Source organism: Arthrobacter sp. TB 26 (assembly GCF_000427315.1).
Classification (GTDB): Bacteria; Actinomycetota; Actinomycetes; order Actinomycetales; family Micrococcaceae; genus Arthrobacter.
This window is the reverse complement of sequence record NZ_AUPJ01000153.1, coordinates 1-3081: the sequence shown is the minus strand read 5'-3', so window position 1 is coordinate 3081 and position 3081 is coordinate 1. Positions and strand designations below refer to the sequence as shown.

The following is a 3081-nucleotide window of genomic DNA, read 5'->3' as shown; positions in this document are numbered from 1 at the left end:
GCTGGCCGCTCCTCTGGCCCTCAGCGGAGCGGTCGAAGCCTCGACGGTCGCCGTCGTGGTGCTGCTCCAGCTCGCGCTCGTGGAACCCTATGCGGCCATCACGACGGCGGTCCGCCAATACCCGGCGCTGCGGGCCGTCCTTGAACGCATCGGCGAAGCGGGCGTCCTGGACGACGATAAGGACGGTCCTTCCGGCGGGCTTGTCCCCGTGGCCGGCAGGACCGGAGGCAAGCCCGGGATCGAACTCCGGAACCTCGCCGCCGCCTGGCCCGGCGGCCCCCCGGTCTTCACCGGGCTTACCGCCACTGCCGAACCCGGGCGCTGGCTCGCCGTCACCGGGGCCTCGGGCTCCGGAAAGTCCACCCTGCTCGCCGTCGTCCTCGGCTTCCTCCCGGCCGCAAGCGGCCACATCCTGCTGGGCGGGCGCGCGGCCTGGTGCCCGCAGGAGGCGCACCTCTTCGACTCGACGATCCGCGGCAACCTGCTGCTGGGAGTTCCGGAGGGCCAGCGCGGGGATGAACCGGAGGCGCGGTTGCAGGACGCCCTGGCCGCCGTGGGCCTCGGGCCGCTGATCGGGCGGCTGGACCACGGCCTGGACACCCGGATCGGACCCGGCGGGGCCTTCCTCAGCGGAGGCGAACGGCAGCGCCTCGCCGTGGCCCGCACCCTCCTGACCGGAGCCGACGTGATCCTGCTGGACGAACCCACCGCGCACCTGGACGCGGAGTCCGGCAGGGCGATGCTGGCCGAGCTCCGGCGGGGCCTGCGTGAGCGCACGGTGGTCCTCGTGACGCACAATCCGGAGGACATCGCCGCGGACGACACCCGCCTGGACCTGGACCGCGCGGCGGCCAGCCAGGCAGCGCTTTTCCCGGAGTCAACGCCGTTGCTGGCGCGGGGGTAGGCCGGACGTTAGCCTGTTGCCATGAACGGACACGCCGACGCCCTGGCCAGCCTGGACCCCCGCTTTCAGTGGCGNGGCGGGCCGCCGGGACTGCGGACCTGGACGGCTGGGCGGCGCTGATCGCCCGGACGGCCGCCGTCGAACGGCCTGTCTGGTTCGAGCGCCGCGCCGACCTGGAACAGGTCCTCGAATCACAGAAGAACCCGGCCGCCGCGAACACCATCCTCGGCTTCGACGCGCAGGGCGTGGCCAGGGCTTATGGCCGCATCACCAAGAACCCGGACGGGGAGAAGGCGATCGGGTACGGCTGCGTCGATCCCGGCTGGCAGGGGACCGGGATCGGCACCGGGCTGCTGGACTGGATGGAGGCGAGGACCCGGCAGCGGTTCGCCGAGGATTCCGAGCACGGCGCCACCCCCAGGCTGCGGCTCCATATGGAACAGCAGCACACGCACCAGGCGGCGCTGTTCGCGGACGCCGGCTACCGGATCGTGCGCTTCTACAACGAGATGCACCGGCCGCTCCAGGACGGCCTCCCCGCAGTGGTGCTGGACGACGGCCTTGACCTCGTGGGCTTCGGGCCCGGGTTGCACGAACCCGTGCGGCTGGCCCACAACGACGCCTTCCGGGACCACTGGGGCAGCGAGCCCCGGGACGAGGAAGCCTGGGGCTTCGTCGTCAGCGATCCTTTGGCCCGGCCGGACCTGAGCGCCGTGGTTGTGGAGCAGTCCAGCGGGAGGGTCGCCGGATACCAGCTTGCCAGCCATGACCCGGTCAGCGCAGAGGTGCGGGGCTACAAAGAGGGGTACACGGACCTGCTGGGCGTGCGGCGGGAGTTCCGCGGCCGTGGGGTGGCACAGGCCCTCCTGGCTGACGCGATGCGCCGCTTCGCCGCGGCCGGGATGGACACGGCCTCACTCGACGTCGACTCGGAGAACCCCACCGGCGCCCTGGCCCTCTACGCCAAGATGGGCTACGTCGCCGTCAACAGCAGCATGGCCTGGGACAAGGAACTGTAGCCAGCCGTCCACGCGCTATCCGTCCACGCGCTATCCGTCCACGCGCTATCCGTCCACGCGCTATCCGTCCACGTCGTGGAGGTGATGGACGACGTCGTGCAGGAAATACTGTGAGAACGTCAGGACGGTGAACTCCGAGCCGTTGCTTCGGGTTCCCTTGCGGCCCCACTGGTCTGCCGGGACCCGGCCGAAGGAAGCGGCGATCTGCTCACCCTCAGTGGTGAGTTCCGCGCTGACCTCGGCCGGGTCGGCGTTGGCATAGTCCTTCTCGATCGCGGTGAGGTCCTGATCCCAGTCCGCGAACCGGGCGTCCTCCTCGCGGAGCATGAGGTCCAGCCGGTGGTCGAACAGGCTGAAGACGTCCCGGACATGGCAGGCGTACTCCAGCACCGACCACGTGTTTTCGTCCGGGCGTTCCGCCACGTCTGGACGCCGCAGTGCCGCACGCCAGCGGGGGAGCATGCTGGCCAACTTTCCGGGCGCGGTGGCAGGGGTGCATGCTGCGACGTCGAAACCGCATTCCGGACAGGGGCGCGACAGCACCCAGGTCCAGTCCTTGTTGTCCGCGATGATAGGCATGCGAGCAGTCTAAGGGTATTCCGGCGGAGTCGGGCGGGGGAGGAGGATCGACGGGAGGCTACGCCGTCGGACAAGGGCCATTGCCTTCCGCACAGCTAAACCGCTGGGGACACCGCAACGTCCCGTTGCCTCCTGGGGCCTGTCGCCTTGCGGTTCAATCCAAACGGAGACTATGACTCCCGCAAGTGGAACCTGAAGGATATGGCCTTCGGTTCCAGCCGTGGGCCTAGCATCCATAAGGGTGTGCACCCTCGGGCGGGGCACGACCTGGAGCGTGCCGAGTTCGCCGCAATTCAGGACCTAAACCTATGTCCGTTTGCCCGAAAATCCCTTATCAAACACTCTGGTCTGCAGAGCTCGCCCTTTCGACGGTACAAAGAAAGTCATGGGCGCGGGGACGTAAGCCGCCCACGGGGGTCTATTTCTGCAGCCCATGCCGCCGGTGGCACCTCACCTCGACGTCGAAGTCGAAGATTCCTCAGTGGGCTCGACACCGTTGTTTCGCATAATCCCGAGCCCGAAGGTGGGTCCACCGCGGCTGTTCACCACGAATGGCCGCAATGACGAGCCTTATGGCGG

At 69.0% G+C, this 3081-nt stretch carries 3 protein-coding genes; 2 read left to right on the top strand and 1 reads right to left on the bottom strand.

All coding sequences use genetic code 11. The annotated features are described in order from the left end of the window. Both K789_RS0105020 and K789_RS0105015 read left to right on the top strand, forming a co-directional pair. The coding region (locus K789_RS0105020) for an ATP-binding cassette domain-containing protein (RefSeq protein ID WP_029704538.1) at positions 1–904 on the top strand (904 nt) is incomplete at its 5' end. A 68-nt stretch (positions 905–972) separates the two neighbouring features. Continuing rightward, complete coding sequence (locus K789_RS0105015) at positions 973–1923, top strand: GNAT family N-acetyltransferase (protein WP_024365802.1); 951 nt, start codon at positions 973–975, stop codon at positions 1921–1923. Between the two features lie 60 nt (positions 1924–1983). Here K789_RS0105015 and K789_RS0105010 read toward each other — a convergent pair whose 3' ends face one another. Next, complete coding sequence (locus K789_RS0105010; RefSeq protein ID WP_024365801.1) at positions 1984–2502, bottom strand: DinB family protein; 519 nt, start codon at positions 2500–2502, stop codon at positions 1984–1986. Positions 2503–3081: the final 579 nt, after the last annotated feature.

Coding starts and splice junctions, on each gene's coding strand:
- K789_RS0105010 (WP_024365801.1), bottom strand. CDS start 2,502: ATGCCTATCATCGCGGACAACAAGGACTGGACCTGGGTGCTGTCGCGC.